General features: G+C 44.8%; 17 protein-coding genes and 1 riboswitch. Of the genes, 11 read left to right on the top strand and 6 right to left on the bottom strand.

Translation table 11 applies throughout. The annotated features are described in order from the left end of the window. Positions 1–45: 45 nt before the first annotated feature. Complete coding sequence (locus tag NQ095_RS17680) at positions 46–834, bottom strand: GNAT family N-acetyltransferase (protein WP_258264753.1); 789 nt, start codon at positions 832–834, stop codon at positions 46–48. Positions 835–1,003: 169 nt separating this feature from the next. Between NQ095_RS17680 and NQ095_RS17675 the strand changes: the two genes are divergently transcribed. Next, on the top strand, positions 1,004–1,153 hold the full coding sequence (locus tag NQ095_RS17675; protein ID WP_106298475.1) for a lmo0937 family membrane protein: 150 nt from the start codon (positions 1,004–1,006) through the stop codon (positions 1,151–1,153). 58 nt (positions 1,154–1,211) lie between these two features. On the opposite strand, the gene pckA is transcribed toward NQ095_RS17675, so the two are convergent. After that, the gene (gene pckA / locus NQ095_RS17670) at positions 1,212–2,801 is read right to left on the bottom strand and encodes a phosphoenolpyruvate carboxykinase (ATP) (RefSeq protein ID WP_258264752.1); all 1,590 of its coding nucleotides are present in this window, start codon (positions 2,799–2,801) and stop codon (positions 1,212–1,214) included. Positions 2,802–3,119: 318 nt separating this feature from the next. Then, positions 3,120–3,265, top strand: a riboswitch (SAM riboswitch). Between the two features lie 215 nt (positions 3,266–3,480). On the opposite strand from pckA, the gene metK reads away from it, so the two are divergent. Next, complete coding sequence (gene metK / locus NQ095_RS17665) at positions 3,481–4,683, top strand: methionine adenosyltransferase (protein ID WP_258264751.1); 1,203 nt, start codon at positions 3,481–3,483, stop codon at positions 4,681–4,683. A gap of 114 nt (positions 4,684–4,797) precedes the next feature. On the opposite strand, the gene NQ095_RS17660 is transcribed toward metK, so the two are convergent. Continuing rightward, positions 4,798–5,313 (bottom strand): gamma carbonic anhydrase, encoded by a 516-nt coding sequence (locus NQ095_RS17660; protein ID WP_258264750.1) that lies wholly within the window; start codon positions 5,311–5,313, stop codon positions 4,798–4,800. A gap of 84 nt (positions 5,314–5,397) precedes the next feature. Here NQ095_RS17660 and NQ095_RS17655 point away from each other — a divergent pair, with 84 nt between their 5' ends. The 4 genes from NQ095_RS17655 (at position 5,398) to NQ095_RS17640 (ending at position 11,084) form a co-directional block, all read left to right on the top strand. Continuing rightward, on the top strand, positions 5,398–6,201 hold the full coding sequence (locus NQ095_RS17655; RefSeq protein ID WP_258264789.1) for an alpha/beta hydrolase: 804 nt from the start codon (positions 5,398–5,400) through the stop codon (positions 6,199–6,201). A gap of 12 nt (positions 6,202–6,213) precedes the next feature. Next, a complete protein-coding gene (locus NQ095_RS17650) occupies positions 6,214–7,287 on the top strand; it encodes a tetraprenyl-beta-curcumene synthase family protein (RefSeq protein ID WP_258264749.1) in 1,074 nt (357 codons plus the stop codon). 323 nt (positions 7,288–7,610) lie between these two features. Then, positions 7,611–9,977, top strand: coding sequence for an immune inhibitor A domain-containing protein (locus NQ095_RS17645; protein ID WP_375162856.1), 2,367 nt, complete (start codon positions 7,611–7,613; stop codon positions 9,975–9,977). Positions 9,978–10,079: 102 nt separating this feature from the next. Further along, positions 10,080–11,084, top strand: a complete 1,005-nt coding sequence (locus NQ095_RS17640; protein WP_258264748.1) for an LLM class flavin-dependent oxidoreductase — start codon at positions 10,080–10,082, stop codon at positions 11,082–11,084. A 41-nt stretch (positions 11,085–11,125) separates the two neighbouring features. On the opposite strand, the gene mnmM is transcribed toward NQ095_RS17640, so the two are convergent. Both mnmM and mnmL read right to left on the bottom strand, forming a co-directional pair. Beyond that, the gene (mnmM, locus tag NQ095_RS17635; protein ID WP_258264747.1) at positions 11,126–11,698 is read right to left on the bottom strand and encodes a tRNA 5-(aminomethyl)-2-thiouridylate-methyltransferase MnmM; all 573 of its coding nucleotides are present in this window, start codon (positions 11,696–11,698) and stop codon (positions 11,126–11,128) included. Continuing rightward, positions 11,695–12,660 (bottom strand): tRNA modification radical SAM protein MnmL/YtqA, encoded by a 966-nt coding sequence (gene mnmL, locus NQ095_RS17630; protein WP_258264746.1) that lies wholly within the window; start codon positions 12,658–12,660, stop codon positions 11,695–11,697. Before mnmL ends, mnmM begins: the two co-directional genes overlap by 4 nt. A 200-nt stretch (positions 12,661–12,860) precedes the next feature. Here mnmL and NQ095_RS17625 point away from each other — a divergent pair, with 200 nt between their 5' ends. From NQ095_RS17625 to NQ095_RS17615, 3 genes are all read left to right on the top strand, one after another. After that, positions 12,861–13,154, top strand: a complete 294-nt coding sequence (locus tag NQ095_RS17625; protein ID WP_258264745.1) for a YtzC family protein — start codon at positions 12,861–12,863, stop codon at positions 13,152–13,154. Beyond that, positions 13,151–13,315, top strand: coding sequence for a hypothetical protein (locus NQ095_RS17620; protein WP_060672924.1), 165 nt, complete (start codon positions 13,151–13,153; stop codon positions 13,313–13,315). The genes NQ095_RS17625 and NQ095_RS17620 overlap by 4 nt, the downstream gene beginning before the upstream one ends. Before the next feature lie 135 nt (positions 13,316–13,450). Beyond that, a complete protein-coding gene (locus NQ095_RS17615; protein ID WP_258264787.1) occupies positions 13,451–14,638 on the top strand; it encodes an MDR family MFS transporter in 1,188 nt (395 codons plus the stop codon). 331 nt (positions 14,639–14,969) lie between these two features. Here the strand turns inward: NQ095_RS17615 and NQ095_RS17610 are convergent, their stop codons facing one another. Next, positions 14,970–15,473 (bottom strand): cupin domain-containing protein, encoded by a 504-nt coding sequence (locus NQ095_RS17610; protein ID WP_258264744.1) that lies wholly within the window; start codon positions 15,471–15,473, stop codon positions 14,970–14,972. 175 nt (positions 15,474–15,648) lie between these two features. On the opposite strand from NQ095_RS17610, the gene NQ095_RS17605 reads away from it, so the two are divergent. Further along, entirely contained in the window at positions 15,649–17,007 is a 1,359-nt protein-coding gene (locus NQ095_RS17605; protein ID WP_258264743.1) for a sigma-54 interaction domain-containing protein, read from the top strand. Between the two features lie 270 nt (positions 17,008–17,277). Further along, positions 17,278–18,600 (top strand): GntP family permease, encoded by a 1,323-nt coding sequence (locus NQ095_RS17600; RefSeq protein WP_258264742.1) that lies wholly within the window; start codon positions 17,278–17,280, stop codon positions 18,598–18,600. Positions 18,601–18,602: the final 2 nt, after the last annotated feature.

The following is an 18,602-nucleotide window of genomic DNA, read 5'->3' as shown; positions in this document are numbered from 1 at the left end:
TAGAAAAGTGGACTCCTATTTTTAGTAGGACTCCACTTTTTTTATTTAGAATTTATACATTGACCAGTAACCGATATCTTTAAATCCGATACGTTTATAAATCTTTCCTGCTTCAGGATTATCATAGAAAAGGCAAAGCTCTTTCCCTTCGTTTAATACGTCTCGGCAAAGCTTCGTCATGCACTCTGTGGCATATCCCTTTTTCTTATACTCAGGGTGGGTACATACAGCGACGATCATGGCGGACATGCTATTTTCAGCCGTAGTGGACGCGGAAGAAAAAAATTTTCCATCTTGTTCGACGAAGTAGCTGCGGGCAACCCCTTTTTCCATCCCGTGCTTTCGTTTCTCCACTGTAAAACTTCCTCCGCTGAATTCAGGGATGGCGTTTAAAAGCTCTACCAGTTGTGGTAAATCAGTGATCGTGGCCTCTTTTACATGGGGCAGGTCGTGGTCATCCATGGAAGAGGTATTGTCGCATTTGGCATAATACATATGTCTCTTCGAAGCGATCTTCCTTGATAAGTAGGGTTCAACTTCAGTGACAATCCGTTTCAAACCTGAAACGATGCTGTAGTCATCCGTCCCGTTGATGATAGCTGCAAATCCTTTTGCATCAAATTTCCCCATGGAATACGGAATGAAGTTTTCCCGGTATTTAAGGAGGATCCCCCTTAAGTTCCCTTCCTCATCAAAATCGCCCCAGATCTTCTGAAAATCCTGCTCATAGCCGAATGCTTCTATATCCCCGATGATGAATAAATTCTCAGCAGGCTGCTGCTGAATGAGTTGCTGACATATAGCATGATCTTTCTCTGTAAGCTGTCTGATCATTTCTATTCCCCCTGTGAAATTTAATCATAATCATACCAAAATTAGTAATATTTAGTAAAGTATTATTTTTCAATGGATTCATATGAAAAGAATAGGGAAATGGTAATGGTTTTAAAATTCATCTTTTAGGGAAACTTATGAGCAATAACAGTTTTAAGGAGGAGCACACATGCTTTGGACCATCATCGGAATCTTATTAGTTCTTTGGTTACTTGGATTGATCTTTAAAATCGGTGGAGCCGTCATCCATGTTCTACTGATCATCGCCGTTGTCGTATTCTTATTTAACAGAATCACCGGCCGTAAAAAAGGGCTATAACGATAAACAAAGGTCCGTCCCTCCTAAGTGAGGGACGGACCTTTGTATGTGAGTTGATCTATTTAACGGTCGGACCGCCTTTTTGTTCGATGTCAGAAGGGACGTTCGAGAATTTCTTGAAGTTCTCGTTGAATTTGTGAGCAAGTTCTTTTGCCTTTACTTCATAGGCCGCTTCATTTGACCATGTCTTCTTAGGTTGAAGCACTTCGTCAGGGACACCAGGAACATGAACCGGGATGTTCAGACCGAAAATCTCGTCTGTTGCCGTTTCGACATTCGTAAGCTCACCCTCAAGGGCTGCCTGGATCATGGCGCGGGTGTAGGAAAGCTTCATGCGGTTCCCGACTCCGTACTCTCCGCCGGTCCAACCAGTATTCACGAGGAATACCTGTGCATTGTGTTCGTCGATCTTCTTACCAAGCATCTCTGCATAGCGAGTAGCAGGAAGCGGAAGGAACGGTGAACCGAAGCATGTCGAGAATGTTGCCTGTGGTGACGTGATTCCACGTTCTGTACCTGCAAGCTTTGACGTATATCCGCTTAAGAAATGATACATTGCCTGTTCTTTTGTCAGCTTGCTGATCGGAGGCAGTACCCCGAATGCGTCTGCCGTCAGGAATACAATCGTATTGGGATGTCCTGCGATACTTGGCTCCACGATGTTTTCCATCGCCTGAAGGGGGTAGGCAGCACGCGTGTTTTCTGTTAAAGTGTTATCATCATAATCCGCGATGCGGGACATATCATCAAGAACGACATTTTCAAGGACCGAACCGAAACGGATCGCATCAAAGATCTGAGGTTCTTTTTCACGTGTCAGCCCGATGCACTTAGCGTAGCAGCCGCCTTCGATATTGAATACACCGTTCGGTGACCAGCCGTGCTCATCATCCCCGATCAAGCGGCGGTTGGGATCTGCGGATAAAGTCGTTTTCCCTGTACCGGACAATCCGAAGAACAACGCTACATCGCCTTCACGACCGACGTTCGAAGAGCAGTGCATGGAAAGGATATCGGATTCAGGAAGTACATAGTTCATGACCGAGAAGATTGATTTCTTCATTTCACCGGCATATTCCGTACCTCCGATCAATACGATCCTTTTTTCAAATGAGACGATGATGAACGTTTCAGAGTGAGTGCCGTCAACTTCAGGATCTGCCTTGAAGTTCGGTGCTGAAATCACAGTGAATTCGGATTGATGATCTTTCAACTCTTCTGTTTGAGGGCGGATGAATAATTGGTGGGCAAACAGATTATGCCAGGCGAACTCATTGATCACTTGAATCGGTAGTCTATGTTTAGGGTCGGCGCCTGCGAACCCTTTAAAGGAGAAAACTTCTTCTTTTTCTTTTAAGTATGCGATGACTTTTGTATATAATTTATCGAATGATTCCATAGATATCGGTTGATTGACAGAACCCCACTCGATTTTATCCTTCGTAGTTGGTTCTTCCACAATAAATTTATCTTTAGGAGAGCGTCCTGTGTATTTACCAGTTTCTGCTCTGACTGCACCTGATGATGTTAAAACGCCTTCATTTCGTTGAAGGACCTTTTCGACTAGTTGCGAAACAGATAATTGTTCCTGAATGTTTTGACCGTTAAGTAATTCTGTTAATTCATTAGACATGCTCACTGAATTCATTAGAACCCTTCCTTTATATAAATTTATTTAATGGTATCGTTTTCTTCACAAAAATAGTATAACACAATCAAGCTATTAGTCTATACTATTTATTTAATTTTATAATGTGTCTTCATTTTGTCACATTTCTTGACCGAATAATGCTTGTTTCTTCTTATCTATATGAAACACACAGTGCAATGTTCAGCCTCATTACCCCATTAGGTTATTTTAATGAAGAAAAACAGGCTGAAATCATGAAATCAATGGTTAAACCTGTCATTCAAAAAATGTTGACACCACTTGTCCTAACCGTTATCATTGTTCCTTGAACGGATACTCTTATCCTGAGCTGGTGGAGGGAGCAGACCCTATGAAACCCAGCAACCTGCTAAATAGTGAATGGATCTCCATATCTTAAAATGATCCGATTAAGCGAAGGTGCTAAACTGAGGCAAGGTCTCTAAAACCTTGAACGATAAGAGAGAAAAGGCGCGGCTATGATCTGAAACCTTTCCTCTGAAGCTTTTTTCCTGAGGAAGGGTTTTTTCTGTTTATAGTGGACCACATGCACATAAATCATGATTTTTTTATAAAAGAATCATGTTTACTTCATACTACTTAGGGAAATGAGTACCGTATCTGTTTACTGTTTTGTCAGAAAAAGATTTCTGGCAAATATGCTTAAGGAGGAACCTTGATGTCAACTAAACGTCGTCTGTTTACATCTGAGTCCGTAACCGAAGGACATCCAGATAAAATTTGTGACCAAATCTCTGATTCAATTCTTGATGCAATTCTTACCAATGATCCGAATGCCCGTGTAGCGTGCGAAACGTCTGTCACAACGGGTCTTGTTCTGGTTGCCGGTGAAATCACTACGAATACGTATGTCGATATTCCAAAAATCGTTCGCGAAACGATCCGTGAAATTGGCTACACCCGTGCGAAATACGGCTTTGATGCTGAGACATGTGCCGTTCTTACATCCATTGATGAGCAGTCGGCTGATATCGCCCAAGGTGTCGATCAGGCCCTTGAAGCACGTGAAGGTCAAATGACGGATGAAGAAATCGATGCCATCGGTGCAGGTGACCAAGGGCTGATGTTTGGATTCGCTTGTAATGAAACGAAAGAGCTTATGCCTCTTCCGATTTCCCTTGCACATAAAATCTCCCGCCGATTAACGGAAGTACGTAAAGAAGAGATCCTTCCTTACCTTCGTCCGGACGGAAAAACGCAAGTAACCGTTGAATACGATGAAAACGATAAGCCGGTCCGCATCGACACGATCGTTATCTCGACTCAGCATCATCCTGAAGTGACGCTTGAGCAAATCCAACGTAACTTGAAAGAATATGTCATCGATCCGGTCGTACCGAAAGAACTGATCGATGAAGAGACAAAATACTTCATCAACCCGACTGGCCGCTTCGTGATCGGTGGGCCACAAGGTGATGCGGGACTCACTGGACGTAAGATCATCGTTGACACATACGGCGGATACGCTCGTCACGGTGGCGGTGCATTCTCTGGTAAGGATGCAACGAAAGTGGACCGTTCAGCAGCTTATGCAGCACGTTATGTAGCGAAAAATATCGTGGCAGCAGGACTTGCTGAAAAATGTGAAGTTCAATTAGCGTACGCGATCGGGGTTGCGAAGCCCGTATCCATCTCCGTTGATACATTTGGAACAGGGAAAGTTTCAGAAGATGTTTTAATTGACGTTGTCAGCAATAACTTTGACCTGCGTCCTGCAGGAATCATCAAAATGCTTGACCTTCGTCGTCCGATCTACAAGCAGACGGCTGCTTACGGACACTTCGGCCGTAACGACATCGATCTTCCTTGGGAACGCACGAACAAAGCGGAAGCATTAAAAGCAGAAGCACTGGGCGAATAAAGGAAGATAGAAGAGACCAACACTTTTTAGGGTGTTGGTCTTTTTTGGTGATAATCACAAGAAAATCTTCCATGAGTATTCTTAAGGAGGATGGGGTATCCCAAGTATAGGAAGCTAAAACGGTTTGATGCCCTTATAATATTGTCCTTTTTCTGCGTATTCCCGGGATATGCGCTTCATTTCGCTGATATCGTGCTCGTTAAGCTCCCTCACGACTTTTGCCGGCCGTCCGAATGCAAGGGTATTAGGAGGTATGACCTTCCCCTGTGGTACAAGGCTTCCTGCTCCGATGAACGCTCCTTCGCCGATTTCAGCATTATCGAGGATGATGGATCCCATACCGATCAATGCCTTTTTCCTGATTTTGCAGCTATGTAGGATCACCCCATGGCCTACGGTCACTTCATCTTCAAGGATAAGAGGGTTATTTGGACTCTGATGGAGAATGGAGTTATCCTGTATATTTACTTTATCACCGATTTTAGTGGGCGCAACATCCCCCCTGATGACGGTATTGAACCAGATACTTGATTCTTCACCAATCTCAACGTCCCCGGAGATGGTTACATAATCGGCAATGAAAGCCGACTGTGCGATGACAGGTTTTTTATCGTAATATGGATAGAGCATTTTTTACTACCCCTTTCAATAATATTTATTATAATAATGGTAACAGAATTCATTCATGGAGAGAACTACAAAGGAGGATTTGCCATGTGGAAATGGGAATCAGATCAAGAGGCAAAGGCAGTCATCGTCATCATTCATGGAGCGATGGAACATCACGGAAGATATGGTTGGCTCATTGAAATGTGGCGCGCATCAGGCTTTCACGTCGTCATGGGTGACTTACCCGGTCAGGGAATGACGTCAAGAAGCCAAAGGGGACATATCGATTCCTTTGATGAATACATTGTGGAAGTGAAGGACTGGGTCCAGGCAGCCTATCAATTTGAACTGCCCGTCTTTGTGATTGGCCATAGTATGGGCGGGCTAATCGCCATACGACTCCTGCAGGAATCCCATGTGAACGTAGCGGGTGTCATTTTATCCTCGCCGTGTTTGGGATTGGTGACGACACCGCCTAAACCGGTCGAGCTATTATCCCTCGGTTTAAATAAAATCGCTCCGATGGTGAAGTTCCCGTCAGGTTTGACCATCGATATGGCGACCCGGAACGCAGATGTCCGGGAAATCGACAGCAATGATACGCTCTATATAACGAAAGTGTCTGTCCGCTGGTACAGGGAACTCGTTCAGGCGATGAAGTCCGCATTCACCAACCTGGAGAAAATGCCTGATGTCCCATTGCTTGTAATGCAGGCGGGGGATGATAAAATCGTCGAAAAAAAAACCGTGAAAAAATGGTTCAATGAGCTGTCATTATCTGAAATGCATTACAAAGAATGGCCAAAGTGCTATCATGAAATTTATAATGAACCTGAAAGAGAAGAAATTTATGAGTATTCAAAGAACTTCATTGAAAGTCGCTTGAAAGCGCTGGGATACATTTTGTAAAGAGGTGATAAAATGTCGATACCAAGCGATCCCTTTTCATTAATGACAAGAGTGTACCGAACTGTTTTTCCCATCGTGCATGAAGAATTGGACGGATGGAAAGCGCGGGCGGAAAAGATACCCAATCAGGAATTGAGAAACCAGGCACTTGCGAGCATCGAGCATAAAACGTTCCATTGCGAGGGGGGATCGATCCTTTCCCTTCTGGCATTGGATCATAAAGCAGATACGATCCGGTTCATCGTCGCGTATCAGACGATCAGCGATTATCTGGATAATCTGTGCGATCGCAGTGTGTCCCTCGATCCCGATGACTTTGCCCTCCTTCATCAGTCCATGAAGGATTCCCTGACAGTGGGGGCTGAACCAGTCAATTATTATGCATTAAGACGAGACCAGGATGATGGGGGATATCTCAGAGATTTGGTCCTGACCTGTCAATCGGTCCTGAGTCGATTAAGTCACTACGACAGTATCAAGAGTGACCTCCTTGAACTGTGTGAGTACTATTGTGATCTGCAAATACATAAACACGTGAAGAAAGAAGAGAGAGAGGGTAGGCTGCAGGATTGGTTTGAAACCCATCGTCCGAACCTGCCTGAAATGGACTGGTATGAGTTTTCCGCATGTTCGGGATCGACTCTTGGAATTTTCTGCTTAGTCTCTTATGCCAATCGAAGTGACTTTAAGCCTTCGTATACAGAAAAAATAAAGCGGGGGTATTTCCCGTACATTCAAGGATTGCATATCCTTCTCGATTACTTCATCGATCAGGATGAAGACCGGGAAGGGGGAGATTTGAACTTTTGTTTCTATTATGAAAGTTATGAGCATTTAAAAGAACGACTCATCCATTTTCTCCAGAAGGCCGATGAACATACCCATGAGCTTCCTCATGCCCACTTTCACCGTTTGATCAATAAAGGACTCATCGGGGTCTATTTGTCTGACGACAAAGCAAGTAAACAGGCAAGCGTGCAATCCTTCTCCAAACAATTCATCGGAGAAGCCGGCTGGATCACCAGATTTTTCTACCTGAACGGGAAAATCTACCGCAAATGGAGAAACCGCAAAAAAACATCTTAATAGACGATCGAGGGACGGACCTCCGAAATACATCGGAGGTCCGTCCCTTTTTCTGTCTATTTTCCCAAACCAAAGTCGGACAGAGTTTTCCAACATACGACCAAATATACCATATTTATACATAATATTTTTGTTGGTTTTCTTGGTTTGGTGACGAAAGTCCTTGTTTTCTGTCGATTATATATGGGCCTTTATAACCATATTCGATTTATTTCGTAATACTAAATAACCAAATGTATTCTGAAAATATTTACTTTTCAGAATAGTAGAGTATATTGTAATTAGTGTAAAAATTTAGTACATATTTTAAGGGGGAAGACTACTTGAAATCTCGTAAAGTATTATCGATGGCTATGGTGGCCGCGCTGAGTGTAGGGGCATTTGCTGTACCAGCATCAGCTGCGACCGTGGGGCCTGAGAATGTGTTAGCGAAACCGACGGTGAAAAAATCTCATTCACATGGGGAAGGTCCATTCGACTTAGCCATTGCCAATGAAGAGAAATTGATTGAAATGCTTCAAAAGAGCGGTAAATTATCTAAGAACGCAACAGCAGGACAAGCTGAAAAAGCCGTTCAAAATTTTCTGAAAGAAAAGTCAGAAGGTATCAAGGAACTGGAAGATGATGGAGAATTGAAAGAGGAAAAACAAAAGCTTGAAAAAGAAATTAAAAAGCATAAAAAGGGCGATAAACATAAAGGTAAAAAGAGAAACCTGGACCCTGTAGTGGAAGAGGATTATAACGGAGATACGAGAACGGATAAAGTTCTTGTACTACTTATGGAATTCCCTGACTTTCCTCATAATTCGATAGAGCCCGATGAATCGGATATGTATTATGAAGACTATGTAAAAGAGCACTATCAGGATATGGTATTCGGAGAGAATGGTTACACAGGTCCGAATGGTGAAAACCTAATCTCTATGAAGCAATTCTATGAGCAGCAAACAAACGGTGCTTACTCTGTTGAAGGGGAAGTCGCTGGATGGTATCAGGCTTCTAAGCCAGCAGCGGCGTATGGTGGAAATGATCCTGCAAGAGGTGACAGTGATACTGACGCGAGAGGACTAGTTAAAGAAGCTTTACAGGCAGCGGCCGCTGACCCGAATGTTGATCTGTCTGATTACGATCAGGAAGATCGATATGACCTCGATGGAGATGGGAATACACGTGAAGCGGACGGGCTTGTCGACCACTTAATGGTTGTTCATTCAGCAGTAGGTGAAGAAGCGGGCGGAGGAAGCCTTGGTGAAGATGCGATCTGGTCTCATCGTTGGAACCTGGGAGATATTTTCCCTGTCGAAGGAACTGAGACGGACGTACCATATTGGGGTGGACAAATGGCTGCATACGACTACACAGTCCAACCGGCTGATGGTGCAGCTGGGGTATTCTCACATGAATATGGACACGATTTAGGACTACCAGATGAATATGACACTCAATATACAGGTGAGGGTGAAGCAGTCGCTTATTGGTCCATCATGGCAAGTGGAAGCTGGGCAGGTGAAATTCCAGGTACAGAGCCGACAGGATTCAGTGCATGGTCTAAAGAATACTTACAAGCGGCACATAATGGGAATTGGCTGAAATATGATGAAATCGATTTAGAAGACATCGATAAAAAAGGTACAGATGTATTGCTTGATCAAGCTAATACAAAAGGAACAAACCTGGATGCTCTTAGAATTAATCTTCCAGATAAAGAAACAAAGGTGAATGAGCCATTTAGCGGAGAATATGAGTACTTCAGTGGAAGTGACAATGACCTCGACAATTCTGCCGTCATGAATGTAGATCTATCACAGGCTTCCAATGCAGAGCTGACGTTCAAAGCTTGGTACGACATTGAGCAGGATTGGGACTATGCTTCCGTTCAAGTTAGTGAAGATGGTGAGACTTGGACTAGCATTCCTGGTAACCTGACAACAGTTACAGATCCTAATGAACAGAATCCTGGTTACGGAATCACAGGAAAATCAGACGGATGGGTTGATGCATCGTTTGATTTAAGTCAATATGCAGGGAAAGATGTTCAAGTGAAATTAAACTATTGGACAGACGGTGCTGCGGTTAATCCTGGCCTTTATGTAGACGAAATTAAAGTTGTGGCAGATGGAAATGAAGTATTCGCTGACGATGCAGAGGGTGAATCAACTATTACCCTTGATGGTTTCACAAAAGATAATGGTGTCAAAACATCAGAGCATTACTACCTATTGGAATGGAGAAACCACCAGGGCGTAGATGAAGGATTGGCTCACATCCGACGTGGGGACAGCTTGATGACGTATGATCCTGGCCTTGTCATCTGGTACGCTGATGAAAAGTACGGAGACAACTGGACAGGCGTTCACCCGGGTGAAGGATTCCTCGGAGTCGTGGACGCAGATCAGCATGAATTGAAATGGAGCGACAATACAATTGCCTCCACACGCTACCAAATCCACGATGCAGCTTTCAGCATGGATAATGCGAAAAAGATGTTCATCGACTATCGCGATTTATTAGGCCTGACGCTTGTTGACCGGGACACTCATAAAAACCCGGAATTCAACGATAAGCGCAGCTATCTAAATGAAAAAATGCCTGATGCAGGGAGAAACGTACCTGAATATGGCTTGAAAATCAAGGTAACGGGTCAAAGTAAAGACAAGTCAGTAGGAAGAATTGAAATCAGCAAGAAATAATCGTTTAAAGGGTGACAGCCATTCCGGCCGTCACCCTTTAAGCATGTTAGTGGACATTTTTTTCATCAGAATTGATAATAATACACACATGAATTAAAGGAGATGTCCACTTTGAAGCTAAGTGTACTAGATCAGTCACCGATTGCAGAAGGAATGAGCCCGCAGGAGGCTTTAAATAATACAGTAGAGTTAGCCAAACATACAGAGAAATTAGGATTTGAACGGTTCTGGGTTTCAGAGCATCATGATTCCACGAGCCTTGCCGGGTCATCACCGGAAGTGCTGATTGCCCATCTTGCTCAAAATACGTCGCGGATCCGTGTCGGCTCAGGGGGTGTCATGCTTCCCCATTACTCATCTTATAAAGTGGCTGAAAATTTCCGTTTGCTCGAAGGCTTGAATCCAAGTCGGATCGATTTAGGCTTGGGAAGGGCTCCCGGTGGAATGCCCATGGCCACGATGGCCCTACATGACGGAAAACCGCGGGATGTGAACCGGTATCCGGAACAAATCGATGATCTTCTCGGCTATCTGACCGACTCCCTGCCGGATTCCCATCCATATCAGGGATTGACGGCGGCACCCATGATCAAGACGATGCCGGAAGTATGGATGCTCGGCTCCAGTCCATCCAGTGCCATGCTTGCAGCTCAAAAAGGCCTGCCGTATACTTTCGCCCAGTTCATCAATGGCGAAGGTGGCCCGCAATATACGCAAGCCTATCGGAATAATTTTATTCCATCAGAGTATCTGAAGGAACCGAAGAACATCGTAGCCGTTTTTGCCATCTGTGCGGAAACGGATGAAGAAGCGGAAAGAGTTGCATCAAGCATCGACCTATCGATCCTGATGATCGAGCAGGGCATGCGCTCGAACGGAACACCGAGCCCTGAGAAAGCTGCAGCGTATCAGTACACCCCATTCGAAGCAATGAGAGTGCGGGAAAACCGCAAGCGAATGGTGGTCGGGAATCCGAAAAAAGTGAAAGAAAAGCTCCTTGCACTCAGCAAGGACTACCAGACTGATGAAATCATGCTCGTAAGCATCACATACGACTTTAAGGATAAACTCAAATCATTCCAACTGATCGCAAACGAATTATTATAAAAAGATAGGGACGGACCTCCGAGGAGGTCCGTCCCTATTTATTATCTTTTCTCCAACGCCACAATAAACGGCGGGTTATTCAGTTGGTTCATGAACTGGTATCTCAGGACATGCACGTAGTTTTGATCCAATCGCTCTACGTAGCGAAGGATATAGTCCCTCTCGACTGCACCTTCAGGATGTCCGTGATAAATGACAAGAACAAGGATACCTTCAGGGGCCATCATCTCAAGGATTTGATTCAATGCGAGTATCGTCGTTTTCGGACGAGTGACGATGTCCTTATCACCGCCAGGCAAATACCCAAGATTGAAGACGGCCCCTGTCACCTTCCCGTGATGCAATGGGGGGATGACGTTCATGACCGTTTCATGCCCCTGGTGGAACAGGGTCACCCGGTCCGCAAGTTCGTGGGTGATAAGTTGTTCCCTCGTGTTATGGATGGCTTCTTCCTGAATATCAAAACCGTATACCCGGCCAGTTTCCCCAACCAGTCGAGCGAGGAACAGAGTGTCATGTCCATTCCCGAGTGTTGCATCTATTGTGACATCTCCCGGTTTGACCGCCCGTTCCAGAAGCTGCCTCGCGTAAGGTAGTATTCGATCTAATTTCATGCTTTCACATCCATTTTATGAAATTTTCCCTGCCAGCTGTCCCGGCGTTTCAATTCGTCATCGATGGCGTTCAGTACGCTCCATTTATTCACGCTCCACATCGGTCCGATCATCAGCTCGATAGGTCCGTCCCCGGTGATTCGATGAACGATCATCTCAGGAGGGATGACTTCTAATTGATCACAAACGAGTTTAACGTAGTGGTCAAAATCCATGAACTCGACAAGACCTTTTTCATATTGCTTGACCATGGGGGTTCCCTTCAGTAAGTGCAGAAGATGGATCTTGATTCCCTGGACATCAAGCTTTGCCACTTCACGTGCCGTTTCCATCATCATTTCCTCATTTTCCTGGGGAAGTCCGTTAATAATATGAGAACATACACGAATCCCGTGCTTGCGCAATTTATGGACACCATCGACATAACACTGATAATCATGAGCCCGGTTGATCAAGCCCGCCGTTTTTTCATGGACGGTTTGAAGCCCGAGTTCAACCCATAAATACGTTCTCTTATTCAATTCAGCCAAGTATTCGACGACGTCGTCAGGAAGGCAATCTGGCCGCGTGGCGATGGAAATCCCTACGACTCCATCCTGCTTCAGAACGGATTCATATTTTTCCCTCAGGACATCTACGGGTGCATGGGTATTCGTGAACGCCTGGAAATACGCCATGTACTTTCCGTCTTTCCACTTTTTATGCATTCTTCCTTTGATGTCATTGAATTGTTTCTCCAAGGGGTCCACCCTGCTTCCTGCAAAGTCCCCGGATCCTGCTGCACTGCAAAAGGTACAGCCGCCGTGGGCAACCGTGCCATCCCTGTTCGGGCAATCAAACCCGCCGTCGAGGGCAACTTTAAACACCTTATGTCCGAAATGGTTTCGGAGGTGATAATTCCATGTGTGATATCGTTTTGAATCTGTGGCATATGGAAATGGGTTTGTCCCGATGACAAACACCTCCTAAATTTCAAGTGATATAGCGGTATGTATGACGCTAAAGAGATTTTATCATGAACACGTGGACAAATGTATCCTGCACATAGAAATAGGCGAAGATTACCACTTCTGAAACGGGCGAACAAGTTCAAACTAAGATGGAGGAGAGTAAGGATAGGACCTTCCTCTTCTTGATTCCAACCACCAAGGAGGTAGTCGAAATGGCAACAAGGAATTCGATGGATGAATGCATTCAGAAATGCGAAGATGCCATTCGTTACGCTCAACAACAATATAAAGCAGGGTCACAGCAGGAGCATTATCATGATATGGAATACACGCAGGCCATGCAGCAGCTTGAAGAAGCGGTCAACAACGTGGCTCACATGGCGAACAGTGCAAACTCCCAACAGCGAGAACAACTGCATCGCATGAGACTACAACTTCAAGCTTTGCAAAATGAGATGATTTTGTTAGATCATGATCCGGATGTAGTGGGAGGTAAATTACATTGAGTACACGCTCCGATCAAAACAACCCGGAACAAAAGACCCGTAGTGATTTCCGAAAATTGGATACAGAATTCGGTGCTGAAAACAATCCTGTCAAAGAAGCTAAAAAGCGCTACGAAAAACAGGGTCAGCCCGTTAAATCCAATCATCATAACGGAAAATAAAATGTCCCCTGCCAGGTGCTCTCCATGAGTGCCTGGTTTTTTTTTGATTTGAAGAAATAGTTCTTGCTCCCTTTCCTGAAAAGGAGTAAAATCCTTTTGGGACTCGAAATAAAAGGATGGAAAGGGGGCAGAATGATGCCCAAATCATTATGGTTACTTGTCATTGGAATGATGGTGAATGTGACAGGTGCCTCTTTTTTATGGCCGCTAAATACGATTTACCTTCATGAAAATTTAGGGAAGTCACTTTCTGTAGCGGGAATTGTACTGATGATTAATGCAGGCGCGAGTGTGATCGGGAATCTGATCGGAGGGACTTTATTCGATCGTTTTGGCGGTTATCGTTCAATCCTGTTAGGAATATCAATCACTTTATCCGCCCTTATCGGGATGAATATATGGCACGGCTTTTCCTACTATGTCTTCTTCCTGACCGTTGTTGGATTTGGATCTGGTATCGTATTTCCTTCCATGTACGCCATGGCAGGTTCGGTATGGCCGGAAGGGGGACGGAAAGCATTCAATTCTGTCTATGTCGCTCAAAACATTGGAGTGGCCGTCGGAGCCGCGTTGGGCGGGTTTGTCGCCTCATTCTCCTTTAACTATATATTTATGGCAAATCTGAGTATGTATATCGTCTTTTTCTTCATCGCCTTCTTCGGATATCGGAACATTTCGGTTGCGGGTCATCAAACGTCGGTGTTGAATGAATCGAAGGTGATAAGGGATAAATCGAAACTGAAGGCCCTGCTTTTCATATGTGCAGCCTATCTTTTATGCTGGATGGGGTACGTGCAATGGCAGTCCACTATCGCCACGTATACACAGGAAATCAATATATCCCTGAAACAATACAGCTTATTATGGACGATCAATGGAGCGTTGATTGTTCTTGCCCAGCCTCTCTTATCGAAAGCGATCAAGCGTTTTGAAAACAATTTAAAACTGCAAATCATGATCGGGACCATCATTTTTATGATTTCATTCAGTGTTGCGTCGATTGCCGATCAATTTCAATGGTTTGCCATTGCCATGATTATTTTGACGATCGGTGAAATGCTCATTTGGCCGGCGGTCCCGACGATAGCCAACTCACTTGCTCCAAAGGGAAGAGAAGGATTTTACCAGGGTATCGTCAATAGTACGGCAACGGGCGGAAGGATGATCGGTCCGTTTATTGGAGGGGTGCTGGTGGATGTATTCAGCATGCAGGTGCTCTTCATGACGCTGGTCGCGTTTTTCATCGTATCATTATTGATTACCAGCCAATATGATCGTCCCTTGAAAAAGAAAAGCGCCGTGACAGTATCGGTACAACAATAAAGAAACCCCCAATCAGGAATCATTGGGGGTTTCTCCATATAAAAAGGGCTCCCGTTTCCTACGGAAGCCCACTTGCAAAAAATTGAGGCGGATGATCAGCAAACGCCACATCGTTTGTTGTCACAAGGACGTGATCACCGACTTACACAATTCAGCTCATCGCTATAATAGAATAGCATAGGACTTGAAAGAAAACAAGACTATTTTATAAATATAATCTTTATCCGAGGATTATATCGGGCTTTTATAAGTAATGATAGTCGTTTCTAAGAAGCATTACTATAGAGAAATAGGAATGAAAGCGTTCATACTGTGCAGAATGGTTTCTAACTCATTTTTTGAGCCAATATTTTATCAGAGGACCCTTATCGCCAAATACTGGGTCTGATGTTGGAAGGGGAACGTTTTTTATCTCAATTAACACACTGGGACGTTCACGTATTGAGCCCTTTTTTAAATTATAACTGTCTCCATCCGGATAGGCACCGGCGACTTTAAAGTCGGGACTTGCTGACAATTTTTTATGACCGGTCCCTGCTGGCAGGACCATCACATCACCTTGATGGACCGTCACTTCCTTGCCTCTTTCCCCGCCTAATTGAACGCTTGCCTCGCCCTGCATGACACCCAATACTTCGTGGGCATTGCTGTGATAATGGTGATAATCGTAAATGCCATTTGTCCAGCTGTTCAGCCAGTGGTTTTGGTTGAATATCTTTTCGGCTTCATTTGCCTGATTGAGTGCGTTCCGGTAAATGAGAACGGGCAGGTCCGGGTTATTCGGGATGATTCCATCGTCTTCGAAATAAAATATATTCAGTTCTGCGATTTTCATCCTCTCATTCCTCCATTCATTGTTAAGAAGATTCCCTAATACGGCAGGCATTAAACCGAATTCCGACTGGTAATTGAAGTTATTGACAAATCTGAATTGTTTTCCAAAAGCTCATGATGGGATGTGCTACTATAGAGGTATATGTTCTCTTGCAAAACAGAGGAGGCGATGGGAAATGAGCAGTTTATTAAAAAAGGTGTCCGTCGACATGATCGAAATCATTCTTGAGAACGCTTTCGAGTGGTTGGTCGTCGTCGATGACGAAGGAATCATCATCTATATAAACGATAATTACTGTCGCTTTCTTGAGGTTGAACGGGATAAAGCGATAGGATCACATGTAACAAACGTGATTGAAAACACGAGAATGCACATTGTGGCTGAGAGCGGGAAGGAAGAGGTGGCGGATCTTCAATATATCAAAGGGAATTACATGATTGCCAACCGAATCCCCATTCAAGTGGATGGAAACGTGATCGGGGCATTCGGATCCGTCATTTTCAGAGATACGAGTGAATGGATGCAAATGAGTTCACATGTGAAAAACATGATGTCAAAGATCCAAAGTTACATACAGGATATCAATACCGGGGTGAAATACTCGCTGAATGATATCATCGGGGACTCACCCGGTATGAATGAATTGAAGGACAAAGCCCAAATGATCGCCCCGAGTGATATTCAGGTCCTGATCAGAGGGGAGAGTGGCACGGGTAAAGAACTGTTCGCCCACAGCATTCACCAGTTGAGTGAAAGAAGTGGACAGCCTTTCATTAAAGTGAACTGTGCAGCGATCCCCGAGCAGCTTCTGGAGTCGGAACTCTTTGGTTACGAAGAAGGGGCATTTACCGGGGCCAAAAAGGGCGGGAAGAAAGGGAAATTCCAGCTTGCCCATAAGGGGACATTATTCCTTGATGAAATCGGTGATATGCCTCTTAATATGCAGGCGAAGCTTCTCAGGGTATTACAGGAAGGGGAAATCGAGGCAGTCGGTTCAACCCGGATTCAGAATGTGGACGTGCGGATCATTGCGGCCACGAACCGTCCACTGGAAAAAATGATGGAAGAAAAAAGATTCCGGAGTGATCTGTATTACCGGATCAATGTCATCCCGTTTCAGATACCTCCCCTGCGAGAGAGGAAAGAGGATATTGAGACCCTCGCATCCTTTTTCTTGGAAAAATCCACAAAATCATCGGGAAAGCGTATCCACGATTTTGACCAAGAGGTGATGGAGATTTTTCGCTCCTACAGCTGGCCGGGTAACCTTCGTGAATTGGAAAATGTCATTCATGCTTCCACCTATCTTTCGAGTGGAAGCACAATTTCCCTTCAGTCATTACCGACTTATATGAAGTCGGGTAATGTATATGGAGTGGGATCTAAAACGTTGAGAGAAATTCTTGAAGAAACGGAAAAGTCCGTTTTGACTCAAAGTCTCCAATCCCAACCCGATAAGCGAAAGGTTGCAGAGTCACTTGGTATCAGTAAATCCAGTATGTATGAAAAATTAAATAAATATGGGCTTTTATGAACTCATGAGATAGTCCGGAAATGCGGAAAACAGTCCGTGTTTCCGGACTATCTTATTGTAAGAGGAATGGTGAACATTTCGTGACTGAAAGATGGATTTGTCCAGAATTTCGGAATCTTGAAAAGTTCTACGAGTGTTTGAATAGTAATCTGAAAGTTGGCACAATTATTGCATGTTTAGTCAGTGAACCTATTTTTGGGAAAGGGGCATGTACAAAGCAAGGTAAAAATGTAAGCGTCATCATTATTAGAAAACAAAGGGGGAAATAGCATGTTAAGCATGATCGGTTTGATTGGAGGACTCATTTTATTAATCTTTTTAACGATGAGGGGCATGAATATCCTGATCGTTGGGCCCATCTCGGCATTATTTGTAGCCGTGCTGAGCGGGATGCCACTTTTTCCGCAGCTGGCGGGAAAAGGTGAAGCGGATCTTGTCACGAACTATATGTCAGGTTTCACAAGCTTTGTCGCTGCCTGGTATTTGATGTTCTTACTGGGAGCCGTGTTCGGGAAAGTGATGGAGGATAGCGGTGCCGCAGACAGCGTCTCCCGTTTTGTAGTAGAAAAATTGGGAATGAAATATGCTGTGTTCGCCATCGTGCTTGCCTGTGCGGTTTTGACGTACGGGGGAGTCAGTCTGTTCGTTGTTGCCTTCTCGGTATATCCTATGGCGGTGAGTCTGTTTAAACAAGCGGATCTGCCACGCCGTTTCATCCCGGCTGCCTTAGCGTTCGGGTCGGTCACGTTCACGATGACCTCAGCCGGCTCTCCGGAGATCCAAAACTGGATCCCCATCGAATACTTAGGGACAACGCCTTATGCAGGCTGGGAAGTCAGCTTGATCGTTGCCGTATTCATGGCGGTGTTTGGATACTGGTGGTTAAAGCGGATGATCACAAAGGCTGTGAGAAAAGGAGAGAGATTCCTCGCACGTGAGGAAGATCCGGTCATTGATGAAGGCAGGCCTTTACCAAATCCGTTCATGGGATTGATCCCATTATTGGTCGTCCTCATCCTGGCATTTTCATTCCACGATTCTTTAAAACAATCGGCTCTGATCATCGCTTTGCTCGGCGGGGTCATTTCCGCTTATGTATTGAATCGTAAGTATTTCAAAGGCTTCTGGGGAGCTGTTTCCGAGGGGACGGTCGGTGCGTTGATCGCCATCGGGAACACTGCGGCCGTTGTCGGGTTCGGTGGGGTGGCCAAAGCGGTTCCTGCCTTTACGACAGCAGTCGATGTCATGACGAATATTCCTGGTTCCCCATTGATTGGAGGAGCCATCGCCGTCAGTGTCATCGCCGGTATGACAGGTTCGGCTTCGGGTGGTCAGGCGATTGCATTGCCGATCCTTGCACCGCACTATGTCGATATGGGTGTGAATCCAGAAGCCCTTCACCGTGTAGTGGCGATTTCTTCAGGAGCACTGGACTCACTGCCTCACAATGGATACGTCGTGACGACGATCCGCTCGATCTGTAATGAATCACACGGGGAAGCGTATGGCGCTGTCGGTGCGTTGACGGTCATCGTTCCTCTCATAGGATTGGCACTTGCGATTGTATTATTCAGCTTGGGAGTGGGGATTTAAGA

The organism is Rossellomorea sp. SC111 (assembly GCF_024733565.1).
Classification (GTDB): Bacteria; Bacillota; Bacilli; order Bacillales; family Bacillaceae_B; genus Rossellomorea.
The sequence above is the reverse complement of the archived record's forward strand: the minus strand, read 5'-3'. Positions and strand labels throughout refer to the sequence as shown.

Excerpts from the sequence above, each read along its gene's own strand:
- NQ095_RS17610 (WP_258264744.1), bottom strand. The coding sequence starts at position 15,473 with ATGAAAATCGCAGAACTGAATATATTTTATTTCGAAGACGATGGAATC.
- pckA (WP_258264752.1), bottom strand. The coding sequence starts at position 2,801 with ATGAATTCAGTGAGCATGTCTAATGAATTAACAGAATTACTTAACGGT.
- metK (WP_258264751.1), top strand. The coding sequence starts at position 3,481 with ATGTCAACTAAACGTCGTCTGTTTACATCTGAGTCCGTAACCGAAGGA.
- NQ095_RS17640 (WP_258264748.1), top strand. The coding sequence starts at position 10,080 with ATGTCCACTTTGAAGCTAAGTGTACTAGATCAGTCACCGATTGCAGAA.
- NQ095_RS17650 (WP_258264749.1), top strand. The coding sequence starts at position 6,214 with ATGTCGATACCAAGCGATCCCTTTTCATTAATGACAAGAGTGTACCGA.
- NQ095_RS17605 (WP_258264743.1), top strand. The coding sequence starts at position 15,649 with ATGAGCAGTTTATTAAAAAAGGTGTCCGTCGACATGATCGAAATCATT.
- NQ095_RS17655 (WP_258264789.1), top strand. The coding sequence starts at position 5,398 with ATGTGGAAATGGGAATCAGATCAAGAGGCAAAGGCAGTCATCGTCATC.
- NQ095_RS17680 (WP_258264753.1), bottom strand. The coding sequence starts at position 834 with ATGATCAGACAGCTTACAGAGAAAGATCATGCTATATGTCAGCAACTC.
- NQ095_RS17615 (WP_258264787.1), top strand. The coding sequence starts at position 13,451 with ATGCCCAAATCATTATGGTTACTTGTCATTGGAATGATGGTGAATGTG.
- mnmM (WP_258264747.1), bottom strand. The coding sequence starts at position 11,698 with ATGAAATTAGATCGAATACTACCTTACGCGAGGCAGCTTCTGGAACGG.
- NQ095_RS17660 (WP_258264750.1), bottom strand. The coding sequence starts at position 5,313 with ATGCTCTATCCATATTACGATAAAAAACCTGTCATCGCACAGTCGGCT.
- NQ095_RS17675 (WP_106298475.1), top strand. The coding sequence starts at position 1,004 with ATGCTTTGGACCATCATCGGAATCTTATTAGTTCTTTGGTTACTTGGA.
- NQ095_RS17600 (WP_258264742.1), top strand. The coding sequence starts at position 17,278 with ATGTTAAGCATGATCGGTTTGATTGGAGGACTCATTTTATTAATCTTT.
- NQ095_RS17625 (WP_258264745.1), top strand. The coding sequence starts at position 12,861 with ATGGCAACAAGGAATTCGATGGATGAATGCATTCAGAAATGCGAAGAT.